Annotated in this window: 19 protein-coding genes and 2 pseudogenes; 7 read left to right on the plus strand and 14 right to left on the minus strand. The window is 63.7% G+C overall.

Going from position 1 to position 17711, the window contains the following annotated elements:
* Nucleotides 1-14 precede the first annotated feature (14 nt).
* The 9 genes and pseudogenes from VF617_RS08200 to VF617_RS08240 all read right to left on the minus strand — a co-directional run bounded on the left by VF617_RS08200 (nucleotide 15) and on the right by VF617_RS08240 (nucleotide 7241).
* The gene (locus VF617_RS08200; RefSeq protein WP_331014384.1) at nucleotides 15-335 is read right to left on the minus strand and encodes a HigA family addiction module antitoxin; all 321 of its coding nucleotides are present in this window, start codon (nucleotides 333-335) and stop codon (nucleotides 15-17) included.
* Nucleotides 304-591, minus strand: coding sequence for a type II toxin-antitoxin system RelE/ParE family toxin (locus tag VF617_RS08205; RefSeq protein ID WP_331014385.1), 288 nt, complete (start codon nucleotides 589-591; stop codon nucleotides 304-306). The genes VF617_RS08200 and VF617_RS08205 overlap by 32 nt, the downstream gene beginning before the upstream one ends.
* The gene (locus tag VF617_RS08210; protein WP_331014386.1) at nucleotides 588-1013 is read right to left on the minus strand and encodes a DUF2924 domain-containing protein; all 426 of its coding nucleotides are present in this window, start codon (nucleotides 1011-1013) and stop codon (nucleotides 588-590) included. Before VF617_RS08210 ends, VF617_RS08205 begins: the two co-directional genes overlap by 4 nt.
* Nucleotides 1014-1088: 75 nt before the next feature.
* Entirely contained in the window at nucleotides 1089-3272 is a 2184-nt protein-coding gene (uvrB, locus tag VF617_RS08215; RefSeq protein WP_331014387.1) for an excinuclease ABC subunit UvrB, read from the minus strand.
* 113 nt (nucleotides 3273-3385) lie between these two features.
* A complete protein-coding gene (locus VF617_RS08220) occupies nucleotides 3386-4015 on the minus strand; it encodes an MAE_28990/MAE_18760 family HEPN-like nuclease (protein ID WP_331014388.1) in 630 nt (209 codons plus the stop codon).
* A complete protein-coding gene (locus tag VF617_RS08225; RefSeq protein WP_331014389.1) occupies nucleotides 4002-5108 on the minus strand; it encodes a DUF262 domain-containing protein in 1107 nt (368 codons plus the stop codon). Before VF617_RS08225 ends, VF617_RS08220 begins: the two co-directional genes overlap by 14 nt.
* Nucleotides 5109-5245: 137 nt before the next feature.
* Nucleotides 5246-5335 (minus strand): annotated as a pseudogene (locus VF617_RS08230) (OmpA family protein); the annotation flags it as partial.
* 259 nt (nucleotides 5336-5594) lie between these two features.
* Nucleotides 5595-5795 (minus strand): hypothetical protein, encoded by a 201-nt coding sequence (locus VF617_RS08235; RefSeq protein WP_331014390.1) that lies wholly within the window; start codon nucleotides 5793-5795, stop codon nucleotides 5595-5597.
* A gap of 562 nt (nucleotides 5796-6357) precedes the next feature.
* A pseudogene (locus VF617_RS08240) lies at nucleotides 6358-7241 on the minus strand (OmpA family protein).
* A gap of 173 nt (nucleotides 7242-7414) precedes the next feature.
* Here VF617_RS08240 and VF617_RS08245 point away from each other — a divergent pair.
* Complete coding sequence (locus VF617_RS08245) at nucleotides 7415-8320, plus strand: ThuA domain-containing protein (RefSeq protein WP_331014391.1); 906 nt, start codon at nucleotides 7415-7417, stop codon at nucleotides 8318-8320.
* 64 nt (nucleotides 8321-8384) lie between these two features.
* On the opposite strand, the gene VF617_RS08250 is transcribed toward VF617_RS08245, so the two are convergent.
* Nucleotides 8385-9224, minus strand: a complete 840-nt coding sequence (locus VF617_RS08250; protein WP_331014392.1) for an ABC transporter permease subunit — start codon at nucleotides 9222-9224, stop codon at nucleotides 8385-8387.
* Nucleotides 9217-10149 carry an ABC transporter ATP-binding protein gene (locus VF617_RS08255; protein WP_331014393.1) on the minus strand — a complete coding sequence of 311 codons (933 nt, stop codon included), beginning with the start codon at nucleotides 10147-10149 and terminating at the stop codon, nucleotides 9217-9219. The genes VF617_RS08250 and VF617_RS08255 overlap by 8 nt, the downstream gene beginning before the upstream one ends.
* Before the next feature lie 149 nt (nucleotides 10150-10298).
* Between VF617_RS08255 and VF617_RS08260 the strand changes: the two genes are divergently transcribed.
* Entirely contained in the window at nucleotides 10299-10868 is a 570-nt protein-coding gene (locus tag VF617_RS08260; RefSeq protein WP_331014394.1) for a DUF3617 domain-containing protein, read from the plus strand.
* A gap of 1 nt (nucleotide 10869) precedes the next feature.
* On the opposite strand, the gene VF617_RS08265 is transcribed toward VF617_RS08260, so the two are convergent.
* The gene (locus tag VF617_RS08265; RefSeq protein ID WP_331014395.1) at nucleotides 10870-12042 is read right to left on the minus strand and encodes an acyltransferase family protein; all 1173 of its coding nucleotides are present in this window, start codon (nucleotides 12040-12042) and stop codon (nucleotides 10870-10872) included.
* A gap of 133 nt (nucleotides 12043-12175) precedes the next feature.
* Here VF617_RS08265 and VF617_RS08270 point away from each other — a divergent pair, with 133 nt between their 5' ends.
* From VF617_RS08270 to VF617_RS08290, 5 genes are read left to right on the plus strand one after another with little or no spacing between them, the layout of a single operon-like run.
* Nucleotides 12176-13495, plus strand: coding sequence for a sensor domain-containing phosphodiesterase (locus VF617_RS08270; RefSeq protein ID WP_331014396.1), 1320 nt, complete (start codon nucleotides 12176-12178; stop codon nucleotides 13493-13495).
* Nucleotides 13486-14610 carry a flavodoxin-dependent (E)-4-hydroxy-3-methylbut-2-enyl-diphosphate synthase gene (ispG, locus tag VF617_RS08275; protein WP_331014397.1) on the plus strand — a complete coding sequence of 375 codons (1125 nt, stop codon included), beginning with the start codon at nucleotides 13486-13488 and terminating at the stop codon, nucleotides 14608-14610. Before VF617_RS08270 ends, ispG begins: the two co-directional genes overlap by 10 nt.
* 50 nt (nucleotides 14611-14660) lie before the next feature.
* Complete coding sequence (locus VF617_RS08280) at nucleotides 14661-15569, plus strand: DMT family transporter (protein ID WP_331014398.1); 909 nt, start codon at nucleotides 14661-14663, stop codon at nucleotides 15567-15569.
* A complete protein-coding gene (locus VF617_RS08285) occupies nucleotides 15566-16048 on the plus strand; it encodes a GNAT family N-acetyltransferase (RefSeq protein ID WP_331014399.1) in 483 nt (160 codons plus the stop codon). Before VF617_RS08280 ends, VF617_RS08285 begins: the two co-directional genes overlap by 4 nt.
* A complete protein-coding gene (locus VF617_RS08290; RefSeq protein ID WP_331014400.1) occupies nucleotides 16048-16401 on the plus strand; it encodes a TfoX/Sxy family protein in 354 nt (117 codons plus the stop codon). Before VF617_RS08285 ends, VF617_RS08290 begins: the two co-directional genes overlap by 1 nt.
* Here the strand turns inward: VF617_RS08290 and VF617_RS08295 are convergent.
* Together VF617_RS08295 and VF617_RS08300 are read right to left on the minus strand one after the other, a co-directional pair.
* Nucleotides 16398-17039 (minus strand): DUF1345 domain-containing protein, encoded by a 642-nt coding sequence (locus VF617_RS08295; RefSeq protein WP_414713991.1) that lies wholly within the window; start codon nucleotides 17037-17039, stop codon nucleotides 16398-16400. The two genes, VF617_RS08290 and VF617_RS08295, sit on opposite strands and share 4 nt — an antisense overlap.
* The gene (locus VF617_RS08300; RefSeq protein ID WP_331014401.1) at nucleotides 17036-17701 is read right to left on the minus strand and encodes a hypothetical protein; all 666 of its coding nucleotides are present in this window, start codon (nucleotides 17699-17701) and stop codon (nucleotides 17036-17038) included. The genes VF617_RS08295 and VF617_RS08300 overlap by 4 nt, the downstream gene beginning before the upstream one ends.
* Nucleotides 17702-17711 lie beyond the last annotated feature (10 nt).

The raw sequence follows: 17711 nt of genomic DNA on the forward strand, positions 1-17711 counted from the left end.
CGCGCACGGCGGGATCAGGCTGCGCGAGGGACGATCCGGTCCAGATCGCCGTTAAGCGCCCGCTTGGCTTCCTCGAGATCAAAGTCGAGCTGCAGCCCCAGGAAGAAGCCCTCCGACATCCGCAGATAGCGCGCGAGCCGCAAATCCGTGTCGGCGTCCACGGCAATTTTGGACGCGAGCAGACGCTTTAGCTTATCGGCATCGATCCCCGCCCCCGAAGCAACCTCAGCGAGGGGAATCTCCGAGCCGATCAGGAAATCCTCGCGCAGAATGTCTCCCGGATGGACGTTGTCCAACCGGCTCTCATCCGCGATGGTAATCCTCGATCCGGACATCGTCCGCGCCTCCGTCAGACCAGCGGAAGGTGATTCGCCACTGGTCGTTGATCCGGATACTATATGTCCCCTTACGGTTCCCCTTCAACTCCTCAAGACGATTGCCGCGCGGTTCACGCAATTCGAGCGGCTCGCTGACTCGGTTGAGCTGACGCAACTTGCGGCGCGCGGTCTGCTGAATGTCAGGCGGCAGCTTGCGGCTGCGCTCGCCGCCGAAAATGCGCGCCGTTTCGGCATCGGCAAAAGTTCGGATCATTGCGCGCGCAATAATTCTAAGCGCTTCCAACCCCCATCGATTGGTCGCTTGGCCTCCCAAAAGCGTAGGCCGTTTACGTTCGTACCTGTGATTGCTGCAGCAGCGGCGGAAGGGCTGTTGTGCTCACGGCCCTGGTCGTCAAGCCATCGATCGCCTCTTATACGGGCGTTGTATTCTCGCTGTTTGTATCGCGCTCTAAGTATAGTGCCATCAGGGAGATGAACGCCGCGGGAGAAAAAACCTTGTAGCCCGATTGGACGGGATAAAATGTCGGCAGCGGCCTGCAACGCAGACTCGATCTCTGGTTCTTGGATCGACTCAAGTTTCAAAAGATCACGGAGCACATCGTTATATGAATGGCCCTCGTTCTGCCGAAGGGCTGTTAGGGCCTTATAAACCTCGAAGTCGATGTCGATATGCATGGCAGTAGCCCTATTAAGAAAAATAGTAGCTATAGCACTATTAGTCGCTCGTCAATGCGGCGGCGTTGAGTTGCCCTACCGCCCAAACTTCGTCTTGCTCTGCTTCCCATAGCGCCCCTTGCGCGTACCCGGCTTGCCTTCGTTGCTCCGCCCCATCACCGGGGCCTTGCGCTCGTCCACCGGCAGCCCAAGCTCCTCGGCCTCCAGGCTCCGGATCTCGTCGCGCAGCCGCCCCGCCTCCTCGAACTCCAGATTCGCCGCCGCATCGCGCATCTTCTTCTCGAGCGATTCGATATACGCCCGCAGATTGTGGCCCACCATGTGCGGCCGGTCCTCGTCGATCTCCACCGTCACCTGGTCGCGCGACGCGACATGCGCGATGATGTCGCCGATATTGCGCTTGATCGTCGTCGGCGTGATGCCGTTCGCCTCGTTATACTCCACCTGCTTGGCCCGCCGCCGGTCGGTCTCGGCGATCGCGCGCTCCATGCTTCCCGTCATCCGGTCGGCATAGAGGATCACGCGCCCCTCCACGTTGCGCGCCGCGCGGCCGATCGTCTGGATCAGCGAAGTCTCGGAGCGCAGGAACCCCTCCTTGTCCGCATCCAGGATCGCGACCAACCCGCATTCGGGGATGTCGAGCCCCTCGCGCAGCAGGTTGATGCCGATCAGCACGTCATAGACCCCCAAACGGAGATCGCGGATCAGCTCGATGCGCTCCAGCGTCTCGGTATCCGAATGCATGTAGCGGCACTTGATCCCCGCCTCGTGCATATATTCGGTCAGGTCCTCCGCCATCCGCTTGGTCAGCGTCGTGACGAGCGTGCGGTATCCCATTTCGGTGGTCTTGCGGCACTCGACGATCAGGTCCTGCACCTGCTCCTCGACCGGCTTGATCTCCACCGGCGGATCGATCAGCCCGGTCGGGCGGATCACTTGCTCGGTGAATACGCCGCCGGTCTGCTCCATCTCCCAATTGCCCGGGGTCGCGGAGACGTACGCCGTCTGCGGCCGCATCGCGTCCCATTCGTTGAAACGCAGCGGCCTATTGTCGATCGCGCTCGGCAGCCGGAAGCCATATTCGGCCAGCGTGATCTTGCGCTTGTGATCGCCCCGCGACATGCCGTTGATCTGGCCGATGGTCTGGTGGCTCTCGTCGACGAAAAGCAGCGCATTCTCCGGCAGATATTCGAAGAGCGTGGGCGGCGGCTCGCCGGGCAGGCGCCCGGTCAAAAACCGCGAGTAATTCTCGATCCCCGCGCAGCTCCCCGTCGCCGCGATCATCTCCAGGTCGAAGTTCGTGCGCTGCTCCAGCCGCTGCGCCTCCAGCAATTTGCCCTCCGCGTGCAGCTCCTTCAGCCGCTCGCTCAACTCGTGGCGGATCGCGTCGCCCGCCTGCTTGAGCGTCGGCCCCGGCGTCACATAATGCGAGTTGGCGAACACGCGGACATAATCGAGGCTGGCGACCTTGCTCCCGGTCAGCGGATCGAACTCGACGATCTCCTCGATATCGTCGCCGAAGAACGAGATGCGCCACGCGCTGTCCTCATAATGCGACGGGAATATCTCCAGACTGTCGCCGCGCACCCGGAAATTGCCGCGCTGGAAGGCCTGGTCGTTGCGCTTGTATTGCAGCGCGACCAGCTTGCGGATGATCTCGCGCTGATCGACCGTCTGGCTCTTCTTCAGGTCGAAGATCATCGCCGAATAGGTCTCGACCGATCCGATGCCATACAGGCACGAGACCGAGGCCACGATGATCACATCGTCGCGCTCCAGCAGCGACCGCGTGGCGGAATGCCGCATCCGGTCGATCGCTTCGTTCACCGAGCTTTCCTTCTCGATATACGTATCCGACCGCGGCACATAGGCCTCGGGCTGATAGTAATCGTAATAGGAAACGAAGAACTCGACTGCGTTGTCGGGGAAGAAGCTCTTCATCTCGCCATAAAGCTGCGCCGCCAGGATCTTGTTAGGCGCCAGGATCAGCGCCGGCCGCTGGGTGGCCTCGATCACCTGCGCCATCGTGAATGTCTTGCCCGAACCGGTGACGCCCAGCAGCACCTGATCGCGCTCGCCCGCATTTACGGCTTCCACCATCTCCTTGATCGCAGTCGGCTGATCGCCCGCGGGGATATAGTCCGAGACGATCTTGAACCGCCTGCCGCCTTCGAGCTTGTCGGGACGGTTGGGACGATGCGGGACGAAGTTCTGATCGGTCTCGGGCTCGGCGAGCGAGGTGCGAATCTGGATGGCCATCGCGGGGGAATATGGGGAGCGATGGGAGGGGGTGCAATTGCGCCACAAGTGAAGCGGACGGCTACTCAGGTCCACCTCGGCCATCGCGTGCAGGGGCTGCGATATACATTGGCCTAAACATGGCGGAGGATAGCGTCTTGGAAGCTATCCGCGACAGTTAGCAGTAGCTCCGATGCAAATTCGATGTGGGACGTCGCGTCAACCGCTGTTAGATCAGGTGGGTCGCCGTGAGCAACGCCGTGTCGCCACCCTACAAGCTCCTTGTCAATTCTAAGCCGACGGATTTGAAAGGGTGCTATTTCTAGCGCCAGAAGGAGAAAGTTAGAGGAAAGCTTGTCAAAATCTAGATTTGAGCGCGCCATCACGACCGAGCGATCAAAATTATCGAAGCCGCAAATCAACCGATCTCTAAGATTTGCTACGAATTCACGCTTGGCTGTGTCTGAGTGATGCCGGTCACGCAGGCTGTTAAAATCGGCGCTCATTAAGCCCGCCAACAATAGCCAATTCGCATCGGCAACTTTTATTCCGCTTTGCTGGAGGAAGTCCAAATATATTCTTACGCACTCGTTATAAAAGCCTTCCCAAGCAGCGTAGCTGAGAACTACGACAGACTTCGAACCGATAGCCAACGGGTCAGAACGGGATATCGCCAAGAATGTCCGTTTGATCTCCGACAGCTCTCTAGCTCTTTGTATCCGCGCACTATCGATGGCATCAAAAAAATCGTCAGGCGCCGGCATTGGGATTGAACCACGCGGCGCCGAACGGAACGCTCCGCTGGATCCGAACCGTACCTCGCAGACCAGCAGCACTCATCTCTGCCACCTCAGGCTGCTGCCAAAATGTTGCGACGCGCTGCCTGATAAACTCGTCAGAATCGCTCAACGCTTCGATTGCAGCGCGATTGCGCGCGATTCCGACAACGATTCCTTCCAGCGCGCGCAGAGAAAAACGGGGTGCGATGCCCTCTTGGCGTTCATCGGGGGGTATAAGTGCATCGGCGTTCAAGGCGCGATGCAAAGCAGTGACGGTCCATTCCGCAGTTTCTAGCGCAACGGCCGCACCAGGCTCAGCGAGAACGCGGAGAATGCCGTGGTCCAGAAACTCTTGGACGTCGGTCCCACGTGGCAGGTCACTAGACGTGTGAACGATTACTCGAACGAGATAATCTAGGTCGCGTTGCACTTTCCGCTGTTCATCGGTCAGTCGAAAGATAGCACCAAACGCCGGTGTAACGCAAAACTCACGCATTAGCCGTGTCACTTCGGCATTGGCGAGCACCATTGAGCAAGTTCTTACTTCTTGCTCGTTCGCGTAGGCTCCTCCGCGGTTTAGCCTCTGGAAAAGGTCGAACTTAGTTTTCGGGTCGCTGGGATGTTTAAGGATTTGAAAGTCGATGCGGCTGCGGCGAAAAAATAGCTGGAGCGCGGTATCAAGGGCAGGCTCATGGTCGTTTTGTGCCTTCCAGACCATACCATCAAGCGACGGGAGGTATTTAGTCCGGATCAGGCGAGAACGCTTCAAGGCGCCCGTGTCGGGGTCCCGCAGAAGCCCCATAAACTCCAAAAGAGTTGAGATGCGCTGGAGGCCGTCGATTAATTCCCAAGTGCCATTATCGTTCTCGTAGGCAAATGCGGGGGGGACCGGAATGCCGATCAAAATCGATTCTATAAAGTTCGATTTTCTATCGTCAGACCACCTAAAAAGGCGCTGAAATTCCGGGAGAATGTTCAACTCGTTTGCCGCGTACATGCTGGCAATTTCACCAACAGTAATAGCTACTGTGTCAGTCGTGACTGCCCGCTTAGCATCCTCAATCTCGTCTCGTAGCATACAATTCCCCGCTCGCTTTCTCCGGCAAATAGCATATTCGCGAACTAGGATAGCGCGATAATTCGCTGAATCAGTAGTGAGAACAGAAACAAACCACGCGTCACCGGGAGCGGCCCCGCCGCTCCCGCCCGCATCCCTCACAGCCCATCGGCACTCTTCGAAACCAGCACATTCACCGCCACGCGGCGGTTCTGCGCCTTGCCATCGGTGCAGTTGTCGCCCGCGGGTCCGCCATAACCCTCGCCCAGCGGCCTACCCACGTCGTTCAGTCCCCTTCCTCCGCCAACCCCTCGATCACCTCCTGTCCTCAATCGCCACCGCCTCGCCGGGAGCCGCATCGTCCGCGCCCTCCCGCGCCTCGCTCTGCCCGCGCGCCGGTTCGGTCCACGATCCCCTCGTCTCGGGAATGACTCGCTCCTCCGGGCCTGCATCCGGCCCGGTCCGTTCGAAGGGGATTTGCGCGGGGCCGGCGCCCGTATCTTCCGGCTAGCGATAGCCAATATAGGCCTGGGAATAGTCGGCGCGCGCCACGGTCGGCACGGAGACCGGGATGGCCTCCGGCGCGCTGGGAACGCTGATCGGATAGGTCGCCGTCTCGCGATTGTAGAATGCGAACGAGCCCGATTCGGCATAGCTCGCGAGCGAAAAACCCGAATAGGCCCGCGAGCGTGAGCGCCCCGCTTCCAAAAGCCAGCACCATCATCGGGTTTCGCGGCATAGGACTGACCCAGCTATTGCTGCCAAGCATAACCTATGTTGGCGGAAGCGGTCCGCTGCGCGCTTCCCGCTCAGCGCCGCTTGCAATGTAGGATTTCACCTGCTGACATCGGGCGCTGGTGCCTGATCGCCCATGCTCGCTCTTTCAGATCGTCGAAACCCGCTCCCGCAACGGCGCACGAAAGCGCCGTTGCGCATGATTCAATTTCAGCAACAAATATCGAAGCCAGGCGCCCTCCCGCGTATCCGGCACCGCGCATCGCTCTGGATTTTGTCCGAACTTCCGCGCCGCGCGAAACCCCATGGTCAGTGCGAACATTAGGGAACATTCGCCCGCCGCCCGCAAAACGCAGCCCGAATTTCCCTTGCCTAGCCCAGCTTTCCGCGCGCCGCGCTCTCAGGAACATCCGCACCTTGGCCTAACCTTTTGTAACCTTCCGCGGGCCGCTCAGTCGATATCCCGCCGGCGAAGCCACCAGAAGGTCCGTCCGGTCAGCCGGGAGCGGCCCACACCGCTCCCGGCTCGCATCCCTCAAAGCCCGTCCACACTCTTCGAAACCAGCACGTTCACCGCGACACGGCGGTTCTGTGCCTTGCCTTCCTCGGTGTCGTTGCTCGCCAGCGGGTCCGCCGTGGCCATGCCCGTGGGGGTCAGCATGCGATAGGGCTTCCAGCCGCATTTCTGCTGCAGGAAGTTGATCACGCGGCTGGCGCGTTCTCGCTGAGCTCCTGATTGATGTCCTCGGTTCCGGTCGAATCGGTATAGCCAACGACCAGGATCAGGGCATTGTCCGTGCTGTTTGCCGAAGCCGCCGTGGTGCAGAGCTCGGCCTTGCCCTCAGGCGACAGGTCCGCCTTGCCGGTCTCGAAATGCACGTTCGTCGTGGCCTTGACGTTATACTTGTCGATATCGGCCACGCGGCCGCGCAGCGCCTCGGTCGCCGCGGTCTGCTCCTCGAAGCGCTGGTCGGTGCCGTTGCGTATCATCGAGGCGAATTTCAGGTCGTTCTTCTTGAAGCTGATCTGGCTCGCGAGCAGGTCGCCGCCCGAGCCATCGGCCGTTTGCAATGTCTTCGCGGTGATCGGCAGCCCGTTGAGCAGCGAGTCCGCGGCCAGCTTGCTGCGGCTGCTGAACAGCCCGCCGCCGGCCCGGATCCGCGTGGCGTCGTTGATGGCGATGATCACGCTGCCGCCATTGTCGGTCCTGACCTTGATCCTGTCGCCGTTGCGCGCTGAGATGACGCCCTTGACCTGGGGCCCCGGGACCATCGCCGAAGCGTCGGGCGCGGGGGCGCCGGTTACGACGATATCGGAATTCGGCTGGGACTGCTGCTGTGCAAGCGCGCTGCCGGGCGCGGACAGGGCAAGTGTGGCCAGCACGAAGCCGATTGCAGGCTTTTTGGATATGACACGCATCAAGCAACTCCAATTATAACGCCCCGGTCGCGGGACTGCGTGTTCGGAGCAACCTGTCTGCCGGATGAACACCCCCGGCAATCCGGCCGGAAGAGCGGATGTTTCGAGCGCATCGTGCGGCGAACCGATATCGCTGCTATCGTTCGGGCAAGCCGTCCAAGGGGAGCCACGCCATGATCGATCGTCGGACCCTGCTCGCCGCCACCGCCCTGCTCGCCGCCGCGCCGGCGATGGCGCGGGGCTGGGCGCGGCCGCTGCGGGTGTTGATCATTGACGGATATGGCAATCACGATTGGCGGCTCACCACGCGACTGTTCCGCGCGATCGTCGAGCCGACGGGGCTTTTCCATGTCACCGTCTCCACCGCCCCCGAAACCGCGGCCGATCCGCGCTGGGCGGAATGGCGCCCGGCCTTTGCGGGGCACGATGTGGTCGTCCAGACGACCAACGATCTCGGCGGGCGCCCGACCTGGCCCGCGAGCGTCCGGGGCGATTTCGAGGCATTCGTCCGGAATGGCGGCGGCGTTCTGTTCCTCCATTCCGCCAACAATGCCTTCGCCGATTGGCCGGCCTATAACCGGATGATCGGCCTGGGTTGGCGGTCGCTCGATTTCGGCCCCTCGATTGAGATTGTCGGCGGAAAGCCTCGGCTGATCCCAGCCGGAGTTGGCGAGAAGACCGGCCATGGCGCGCGCAGCGATGCGCTGGTCACGCGGATCGGCGATCATCCGATCCATCGCGGCCTTCCCCGAAGCTGGCGGACCGCCGATGTCGAGATCTATCGCTATCCGCGCGGGCCGGCGCGCGTGAAAATCCTGTCTTATGCCCATGATGCGAAAACCGGGCGCGATTGGCCGATGGAGTGGACCACGCGCTTCGGTCGCGGGCGATGCTATACCGCCAGCTACGGCCACGTCTGGAAAGGCGATGTGGACCCGCCCACGTTGCGTAGCGCGGACGTCCAGACTATCCTGATCCGTGCGCTGCTATGGCTGGGAGGGCGGACGCCGCCGTCCGCGGCGCCCGCCGATTTCCCGGGCAAGGACGCGGTGTCGCTGCGGCCCCCGCTCGCAATGTAGGATTTTAGCTACTTGGCTCGGCGGGCGGCGGCTCCAACCGGCCGCGGGCTCTTTGAGCTTCAACTCAGTTGATATCCTGCCGCCGAAATACCCAGAAGGTCAGCGCCACCAGCCCGGCGATCCACGCGATCAGCGCCACCGCCGAGACCGCCTGCGAATAGGCCACCACGGCCCCGCTCGCCAGCTTCACCTGGTGCCCCACACCCTCCTGCATCCAGCTCGTGAGATTATCCAGGTGGTAGCCCGGCAGCACGCGATAGGGGGCCGCCAGCCACTCGAGCCCGAAGGCGCTCATCACGCTCATCAGCTTGCCGAATATCTCGTCGATCGTGATGAGCACCAGCGAGATGATGAACGCGGCGAGCGTCGAGCGGGTCAGCACCGCAGCAATGCTCGCATATGCCGCCGCGAGCAGCAGCGGCGCAATTCCCAGCGCGATCGCGGTCAGATGCCCGTCGAGCAGCGTCGCGGCGGTGACGCCCTCGGGTATGGCGATCCCCGTCACGACGGCCTTCGCCCAATTGAGCAGCAGGGTGATCGCCGCCGTCACCAGCCAGGCCGAATAGAGCAGCGCCAGCGCCACGGCATATTTGGAGGCGATCAGTTTCCAGCGCGCGGTGTGCGGCACCACCAGCTTCCAGGTGTTCCAGCCATATTCCCCCGCGAAGACGAGCGCGAAATAGGCGGCGATGAAATAGCGTCCCAGCGTCAGGCCCGCGATCTGCCAGACTCGCACGGTATAATCGATCCAGACTTCGGCGGGCATCGGCGCCTTGGGCTTGCCCGCCGTGAAGATCGCGAGGGTCAGGATCACTGCGAAGGCGATCGGATAGATCCACACCAGCAGCCAGGTGCCCTTGTGCGGCAGCAGCTTGGTCCATTCGGCGGAGAGGGTGTTACGCATCGGCCGTCTCCGTTTGAGTGATGGCGAGAAAGGCTTCCTCGAGCGAGCGCTCGTGCGGCGCGAGGCTGAACAGCTCGACTCCGGCCGCCAACAGCCGCCGCGCGATCTCCGGCGCATCCGCCTTCGCGGCGCGCACGTTCAGCGCAGCGCCCACGATCTCGCAGGTCCAGTTCGGGGCAAGCGCCGCGTGCGCAGCCTCGATCGGCGTAGCCACGATGCGCAGAACGTCATGCTCGTGCAGGATGCCTGCCACCGTGTCCTCGCGGATCAGCACGCCATGGTCGATGATCGCCAGCCGGTCGCAGGTCTGTTGCACTTCGTTGAGTAAGTGGCTCGACAGGAAGACGGTTTTGCCCTGCTCCTCGGCCAGCGAGCGGATAAGCGCGCGCATCTCCTGGATGCCCGCCGCGTCCAGGCCGTTTGCCGGCTCGTCCAGGATCACGAGATCGGGATCGTTGAGCAGCGCGGCCGCCACGCCCAGCCTTTGCCGCATGCCGGTCGAATAGCCCTTCACCTTGCGCACCCCGTCGCGCTCCAGCCCCACCTGAGCCAGCAGCGCGTCGAGGCGGCTGCCGTCCAGGCCCTGCGTCCGCGCCAGCACGTCCAGGTTTCGGCGCCCGGAAAGGAACGGATAGAATGCCCCGCCATCCACCAGCGAGCCTACCTTGCGCGGCGGCTGCCCGTGGCGAAGGTCCTGCCCGAACAGCTTGATCGCGCCCGCGCTCGGCGCGATCAGGCCCAGCAGCATCCGGATCGTAGTGCTCTTGCCCGCGCCATTGGCGCCCAGAAAGCCATAGACTTCCCCGGCCCCAACGGTGAGCGTCACATCCTGCACCGCGCGCACCCCACCGCCCCGCCCGCCATAGGTCTTGCTGAGGCCGGCGATCTCCAGCACCGGCTCCCCGCGCTCACTCATCCGTTCCATTGAAACCCCTCACGACGCGTTCTGGGATGTGTATTAGTTACATAGCACAGCAACGCAAGAGGGCGTTTTGCGTCCTCATCCGCATTTCGGATTGCCTTTTACTCGGAATCTCGGATGTGTCGGCATTGGGCGTTTAGTGGGAGTCGAACATGCGCAAGCTGCTGCTGATGATGAGTGTTGGCGCGGCGCTGGCCGGCTGCGACAAGGGGCCCTCGACTGCCGAAAGCGCAGCCAAGACCGGCGATATCCGCCTGGAGAACGCCACTGCCGAGGAAGTGATGAAGCAGGCCGCGGCGGCGCAGGACAAGAACAAGATGCAGCCCGGCGAGTGGGAAAACACCGTGCAGTTGGTCTCCGCCGAAATGCCGGGCGTGCCCGAAATGCTCCGCAAGCAGATGGAGGCGGAAGCCAAGAAGCCGCCCGAGACCAAGAAGGAATGCAAGAAGGAGGAAGATTCCAAGGCGATCGACTTCACCAAGCTCGCTCCCGCGGCACAGGGCTGCACTTTCCCCAAATATGTCGCGGCGGACGGCAAGCTCGATGCGGAGATGGAGTGCAAAGGACCCTTCGGCCCGGTCAAGATGACGATAAGCGGCAGCCAGTCTTCTACCAGCTACGGCATCACCATGACTCAGGCACAGTCAATGCCCGGCCAGACCGCGCAATCGAAGATGACGATCCGCGCCACCGGCAAGCGCATCGGCGCATGCAAGGCGTAAGCTAGGAGCGCAGTGGTGAAAGCCCGATCAAGGGCCTGACCCAGCCGATCCGCGCGCCGATCGCATAGACCGCAAGGCACGCCGCCAGCGTGCCGCCAAGCAGTAGCGCGAACTCGGTTGCGGGGCCAAGATCAAGGGGCAGCGTGTACCAGGCGATCAGCACGATCGCCGGATGGTGGACGATGTAAAATGGAAACACTGCCTCGGCGAGCGGCTTGCGCCATTTGTGGTCGTGGTTCCATGCGCTCTCAGCGAGATGGAACAGCCCAAGGATCATCCCCCAGGCCATCGCTATGCGGCAGGACCGGTCCAGCGCCATCACTTCGTGGGGCGGCACGGCGCTCCCCGGCCAGGTCATCTCCACGACCAGCACCGGCATGCCCGCCAGCACCGCGACGATCAGCGCGGGCTTCCACGCCCGCTGGATCGCGCTCCAAAGCTGCGGCGCGCCCGCGAGCGCGAAGCCGAACAGGAAGACCGGCAGATATTGCGCATGACCGCTCCAGTCGCTGGTCAGCCCCTGCCGCTCGGGGACTACAAACAGCAACGCCAGCCGCATCGTGGCGAGGACGCAGATCGGGACCCACAGCAACCGCGCCCCGGTGGCCAGCCAGTCGGCGGTGCGCTCCATGGCGGCCAGCACTCGCTCGCCTTGCCAGGCCAATGCACCGGCCAGCACGAAGCTGTAGGCAGCAAGGTAGGCGACGAACCACAGATGCTCCCAGCTGGGAAACTCGCGGCCGTAAAATTCGCCCCAACGCCAATAGTCGCCGGCCCAGAAGTGAAGATAACCATCCGGGTAGCCGGTCTCCATCACGCGCACCCACATCTCCAGCGGGACGATCGCCGCCATGCCGAAAGCGAGCGGGATCAGCAGCCGATTCGCGCGCGACCGTGCAAAGTCTCGGGGGCTGGAGGCGCGATCGTAGAGCTTGCGCGACGCATAGCCCGAAACCGCGAACAGCAAGGGCAGCCGCCAGGGCGTGACCAGCGCCATCGGCGGAATCAAGGCGGCATAGCTGCGCGGGGTGTGGATCACCCACTCCCACGGCGCGAACACCATCCCGACATGGTAGATGATCAGCAGCGCGAACGCGGCAATGCGCAGCCAGTCCATCCCATAATGGCGCTGGTGGACGCGTGCGTGTGCAGCGAGGTTTGGGTCGTGCTGCAAGGTTGGCGCTGTCCCGTTCAGATAGACTCCGCTCTGCCACGCGTGCGTTAGCATCGCGTAAACCGTCGGCTTCGAATGCCTTCACGCTTTTGCAAGGCATTTGCCCCAGGCTTGGGTCGGAGGGGAATTGAAGATGACGGCAAACCCGCTCGCGGGCTTCCTCGGCGCCGGTGCGCCCGGCGGATCGCAAGTCGATGCGATCCTGGATGCGATGCGCCAGCATCTCGGCATGGAAATTGCCTTCGCTTCGCGCTTCGAAGGCGACCGGCGTATCTTCACCCATATCCGTACCGACATTCCGGTGCCGTCCAGTCCCGGCGATTCGGAGCCGCTCGACGGCACATTCTGCCACCACATCATGGCCGGGCGCTTGCCCGAGTTGATCCACAACGCCGCCGACTATCCGCTCGCGCAGACGCTGCCGATCGCCAGGCTGCTGCCGGTCGGCGCGCATCTCACCGTGCCGTTGCGACTCAGGGACGGCAGCCTCTACGGCACCTTCTGCTGCCTCAGCCGCACCGCGGATTACAGCCTGACCGAGCGCGACGTGTGCACGGTGCGCGCTTTCGCCGAGCTTGCTTGCGCCCAGATCGAGTTCGAGATGGACGCCGCCAGCCACCGCGACATGCTGACCCGCCGCATCGAAGATGCGATCAGCCGCGGCCAGCCGGCAATCTTCCTCCAGCCGATCCATCGGCTCGACACCGGCCGCAGCACAGGCGCGGAGGCCCTGGCGCGTTTCACCGACGCGAACGAGCGCCCGCCCAACCTGTGGTTCGACGAAGCATTCGAAGTCGGGCTGGGCGTCGAGCTCGAGCTCGCGGCGATCGGCAACGCCCTGGCGGGGGCGGCTTATATCCCCGCGGATCACTACCTTTCGGTCAATCTTTCGCCCGAGACCGCTTTGTCGGACCGCCTGGGGCCGATGCTGGAAGCGGCAGCCGTGCCCAATCTGGTGCTGGAGCTGACCGAACATTCGGGCGTCAAGGATTATGCCGCGCTGGGCAACGCGCTGGGCGAGCTGCGCCGCCATGGCCGAATCGCGATAGACGATTTCGGGGCGGGCTATTCGAGCCTGCGCCACATCATCGCCTTGGAGCCCGATATCCTCAAGCTGGACATGAGCCTGGTTCGCGGTATCGATCGCGATCCCGCGCGCCGCGCGCTTGCCGGGGCTATGGTGGGATTTGCCGGCCGCATGGACGCGAGCATCGTCGCCGAAGGGGTCGAGCGCGCGGAAGAACGCGCGGTCCTGTGCGATCTGGGCGTCGATTATGGCCAGGGCTATCTGTTCAGCCGGCCGATGCCGCTCGTCGCGGCGCAGCAGCATATGCTGGGCGGCCAGCGAAGCCGAGCCCATGCCGGCCCAGCCGGCACGCCTGCGCCGCGCCGCAGGCTGAGCCCTGCCTTTATTTGGCAACCTTGCAGGGCTATAAGGCTGCCATGTCCTTAAGACCCTGGCGCGACATCGCGCGCCGCACCAGCCGCCAGATCATGGTGGGCAACGTTCCCGTAGGCGGCGACGCGCCGGTGACGGTGCAGACGATGACCAACACGCCGACTTCCGACGCCGGGGCTACGATCGACCAGATCCGCCGCTGCGAGGATGCCGGCGTCGATATCATCCGCGTATCCTGCCCGGATGTGGAGAGCACCGCCGCGCTCAGGCAGATCGTCCGCGCCAGCCGCGTGCCGATCGTCGCGGACATCCATTTCCACTATAAGCGCGCGCTCGAGGCGGCGGATGCGGGGGCTGCGTGCCTGCGGATCAATCCCGGCAATATCGGCTCGGCCGCGCGGGTGAAGGAAGTGGTCGAGGCCGCCAAGGCCAATGGCTGCGCGATCCGCATCGGCGTCAACGCCGGCAGCCTTGAGAAGGACCTGCTCGAAAAATATGGCGAGCCCTGCCCCGAGGCTCTGGTCGAGTCCGCGCTCGACCATATCAAGCTGCTCCAGGATCATGATTTCCACGAATTCAAGGTCGCGGTGAAAGCCAGCGACCTGTTCTTGGCGGTCGCCGCCTATCAGCAGCTTGCCGAGCAAGTCGATTGCCCGCTGCATCTGGGGATTACCGAGGCGGGCGGTTTTGTTGGCGGCACGGTCAAGTCCTCCATCGGCATCGGCAGCCTGCTCTGGTACGGGATCGGCGACACGATCCGCGTCAGCCTCTCGGCGGAGCCGGAGGAAGAAGTCCGCGTCGGCTTCGAGATTTTGAAGGCGCTCGGCATCCGCAACCGCGGCGTCCGCGTCGTCTCCTGCCCCAGCTGCGCGCGGCAGGGCTTCGACGTGATCCGCACCGTCCAGGCGCTGGAGGAGCGGCTCCAGCATATCCGCACGCCGATGAGCCTGTCGGTGCTCGGCTGCGTCGTCAACGGCCCCGGCGAGGCGCGCGAAACCGATATCGGCATTACCGGCGGCGGCGCCGGCAAGCACATGGTCTATCTGTCGGGCGTTACCGACCATCATGTCCAGGATGCCGACATGGTCGATCACATCGTCCGCCTGGTCGAGGCCAAGGCCGCCGAGATCGAGGCCGCCGCTGAGGAAGCGGTTCAGGCCGCGGAGTGACCTGCGCGCAAGCGTTGTAATCCGCTCGCCTTGCCGTCAATGGGCTGGCCATGACTGCCGCCCGCCCCACGCCCCTTCCGATTGCCTTCGCGGCCGGCACGCTCGGCATCGCGCTCTTCTCGGGCATGGACGCGGTGATGAAGGGCATGACGATCGCGATGGGGGTGTACAACGCGATGCTCTGGCGGTTCGCGGCGATCTTCGTGATTACGAGCCTGATCTACCTGGCGGGACGCCCGTCACTTCCGGGGCGCGATGCACTGCGCTTCCACGTGATCCGCGGGTCGGTAACCGTCGTAATGGCGCTGTCGTTCTTCTGGGGTCTCGCCCGCGTGCCGATGGCCCAGGCGATCGCGCTTTGCTACATCGCGCCGCTCCTGGCGCTGGCGCTGGCGGCGATGCTACTCAAGGAAAAAGTCGGTCGCGAAGTGATCGGCGCGTCGCTGCTGGCAGTCGCCGGGGTCGGCCTTATCCTGCTCGGCCAGGCCCGGGCGCAGATGGGCGAGGAAGCGCTGCTCGGCACGGCGGCCATCATCGGATCGGCGGTCTGCTATTCGTACAACATCATCCTGATGCGCCAGCAGGCCATGGTCGCCGGACCGGCCGAGATCAGCTTCTTCCAGAGCTTCATCGTCGGCGGCTTCCTGTTGCTCGCCGCCCCTTGGCTGGCGGCGTTGCCTCCAGCGGGCCAGATCGCGCCGATCCTGCTCGCAGCCGCGCTCGCCACCGCGTCGCTGTTTCTGATGTCCTGGGCTTACGCCCGCGCCGAGGCCAGCTACCTCGCGCCTACCGAATATACCTCGTTCGTCTGGGCCGCATTGTTCGGCTGGCTTGTGTTCGGCGAGCATGTCTCGTCTTATACGCTGGCGGGGGCCCTGCTGATCGTCACCGCTTGCGTGCTCGCCGCGCGGCGCAAGCCGGGGCTGGTCGCGCGTGATACGGAGGCCGCATTGCCATGATCGCAATTCGAAACGCGGGTCCGGAGGATGTGCCGCAAATCCTTCATTTCGTGAAGGAGCTCGCCGAATATGAGCGCGAGGCGGACAAGGTCGTTGCGACCGAGCAATTGCTTCTCCAGGCCATGTTCGGCGACGAACGCCCGGCCGCCGAAGCCGTGATCGCCGAGCGCGACGGCAAGCCCGTGGGGATGGCGCTGTTCTTCCACAATTTCTCGACCTGGACGGGCTGGCGAGGGCTGTATCTCGAAGACCTGTATGTGACGCCCGAGGCTCGCGGCGCGGGCGTGGGCAAGGCGCTGCTCCAGCACCTGGCGGGTACCGCGATGGACCGCGGCTGCACGCGCTTCGAATGGGCGGTGCTCGATTGGAACGTCGATGCCCAGGCATTCTACCGGTCGCTCGGCGCCCGGCAGCTGGACGATTGGCGGATCAATCGCGTCACCGGCGATGCGCTTGCCAAGCTGGCGAGGCGCGGCTGATGGCGTTCGATGCGGGATTGGTCGATTGGGCGACCGAAGCACTCGAACAGATGGGCACGGTCAGCTTTCGCAAGATGATGGGCGGTGCGACACTCTATTTCGATGGCACGATCTTCGCAATCGCATCCGGCGACGCGCTCTGGTTCAAGGCCGATGCGCAGAGCAACGCGCTCTGGGACGAAGCCGGCTGCGAGCGCTTCAGCATGACCTTCAGCGACGGCAGGGTCGATACGATGAACTATCGCCGCGCGCCGGCAGACGTTTACGACGATCTCGATGCGATGCGCGAATGGGCGGCGCTCGGCATAGCCGCAGGCCTGCGCGCGCCAAAGAAGAAGCCGAAGAAGGGCTAACGCCCCAAAACGTTGATCGTGAACGCGATCACGCCAAGATTGAACACGAACGCCGCCAGGCTGTGCAGCGTCACCGGGCGTCGCAGCCGCCCCTGAGTCACTTCGACATCGCTGGTCTGGAAGGTCATGCCCAGGCAAAAGGCGAAATAGACGAAATCCCAGTAATTGGGCTCGGGCGTGTCGGGAAAGCTGAGCCCGCCCGCGTCGGAGCCGCTCTCGTCGGAGTAAAACAGATGGGCGTAATGCAGCGCATAGATGGTGTTGCTGAAGGTCCAGCAGAGCATCAGCGTGCCGATTATCAGCGGCAAGGACCACCAGCGCGGCGATTCCTGCTGCATCAACTCGCTGGCGACCGCGGCAAGCACCACGAGCGACACGCCCAGGGTTATCAGGAGCAGAAACAGTCGATTGGCATCGTTGCGCCGCGCCGCTTCGCGCATGTCTCCGGGCACGTGCCGCAGCATCGGCAGGCAGGATATCAGGAAGGCCAGTGCGCCCACATCGAAGCTCAGCATCGCACCATAGCGCATGCCGAGCGGTGGAATGGAGAATACGGCCGCAACCACGGTCATGGCGATGAAGAGCAGGAAGCGCGGCGGAGCGATCCGGTTGCCGATTTCGCTGCGCAGCTTGCTCATGCCCCGGGGGCGGCGCGCATTGCCAAAGCGGGCCGGGCCGCTCCGATCAAAGCCACGATCAGCAGCGCGCCCCAGCCATAGGAATGCGCCTTCATCATCGCGGGGGCGTGCGGGTCGTTGAGCAGGAAGAACAGCGAGGCGAGTCCGCCCGCCAGCATCAGCCCCGACGCGATCTTCGCGGGCAAAGGCCCCCGCCAGAGCAGGGCGGCTAGCAATATCTCGCCGACCCCCAGCAGAGCGAACTTCGGGCGCACGGTCCAGAACAGCGCGTCGTAATATGCCTGCGTCCCGGGCATGGCGCCGAGGATCTTGAACAGCACCAGCCCCTCGATCTCGTCGAAGGCGCCGGCCAGCAGGAACACGCCCATCGCCGCCAGCGCGAGCGCCAGCCCCGAGCGCCGGAGCGCAAACGCCCCCAGCGACAGGAAGGCGGTATAGGCCGGAATGAACACGAGCATGTCGAGCCACAGCGCCTCGCGCTGCGCCGCGATCAGCCGGCTGGTGCAGGGCTCGCTGCCGAACAGCGCCAGCACTTGCTCAGCGGTGCGCACCAGTTCGAAGGCTATGACCGGCCCCGCGCCGCCGCTGGGCCCGCACGCCGCCAGCCCGGCGATCCGCCCAAACGCCATCGACGCCGCGAGGGTAGCCGCCCCCGCCAGCACCGTGGCGCGC

Source organism: Sphingomonas sp. (genome assembly GCF_036388215.1).
Lineage (GTDB): Bacteria > Pseudomonadota > Alphaproteobacteria > Sphingomonadales > Sphingomonadaceae > Sphingomonas.